Raw genomic sequence first — 1265 nt, 5'->3', positions numbered from 1 at the left:
GATCGACAGACCGATGTACCAGTCTGCATTCGGCAAGTCGCTGATCGGGGTAAACGACAGAATTCGATCCTGACCCTTGAGGAGCACATCCTGATTGCCTTTCTCGATGCGGACATTGGTACCTGGGTAGATGTCCTTGAGATTTTTCATCACATGGTCCTGGTCCGGGCTGACGATGACCTGACCGTCGCCGCTAACCAGAAACGCATGACCGATACCGCCGAAATCCACCGAGTTGATGATCTTCACCAGGGTTTGCAGGCTCAAGTCACCGCCTACCACACCGAGCAGTTCACCGTGCTTCTTGACCGGCATGGCGATGGTAACGATCAAGCCACCCACAGCGGCCATATAGGGCGGCGTGAGCATAGTCTTGTCCGCGGCGACCGCCTGCTTGTACCAGGGGCGCTGACGCGGATCGTAACTATCCGGCATTTTCGCGTCAGGACGCTGGGTGAACACGCCATTGGTTTGGCCAACGTAGGTGAACTGAAAGTTCGACGTGAAAGCCGATTGATCGACCAACCCTGGCAGGTCGGCACTGCTGCCTTGATAGGCGATGTTTTGCGCAAGAGTCTCCAGGACCAGCACCCGGCCACTGAGCCAGTTCTGCACGCTGCTGGCCGTCAGATCGCCTGACTGTTGGATGGACGATTCCAGGTTTTGTTTGATGGTGCTGCGTTGCAGATAGTCGTTGTACAGCGTGAATAACGCGAAGGCCAAAACCACAACGCCTGACGCGGCCAACAGAATTTTATGACTGAATTTGAGATTCATTTCATCGACTTCTTTTTGCCAAAAATGGGTGAGCGTGCCGGATGCAACTTTCCATGTAACGGTATAGGCAGACTCTTCGACCGCTCTATTTCAGTGCACGTATGACTCATCAGGCTTTCGGCCTCGTCCGGATAAAATTTAGGGATTTGTGAGATACATCCTCTTTTAATGTGAAAAAGTGACCAATGGTAGCGGCTCGGGATACTGACCAGGCCTTTGTCAATCCCATCTCTCGAGTGTGCAGTACAGACGCTTTACAGCAACCACTACGGTTGGTTGGACAATGCCGCGGATGCGACCGACTTGACTGAGGATGGCATCTCTGACTTGTGTTGAGCCCTAAACGACAAAACCCCTGTCTGCGTTAGCAGACAGGGGTTTCGAAATTCAATCTTGACGATGACCTACTCTCACATGGGGAAACCCCACACTACCATCGGCGATGCATCGTTTCACTACTGAGTTCGGGATGGGATCAGGTGGTTCCA

General features: G+C 53.0%; 1 protein-coding gene and 1 rRNA gene. Both read right to left on the bottom strand.

The genetic code is table 11. The annotated features are described in order from the left end of the window. Window positions 1-777 (bottom strand): cache domain-containing protein (locus ACZRJ6_RS26210; protein WP_463970663.1); only part of this gene is annotated, 777 nt, incomplete at its 3' end. A gap of 391 nt (window positions 778-1168) precedes the next feature. Further along, window positions 1169-1265: ribosomal RNA gene (gene rrf / locus ACZRJ6_RS26205) — 5S ribosomal RNA — on the bottom strand; the annotation flags it as partial.

The organism is Pseudomonas sp. C321 (genome assembly GCF_055407105.1).
This window is presented reverse-complemented; position numbering and strand designations above follow the sequence as displayed.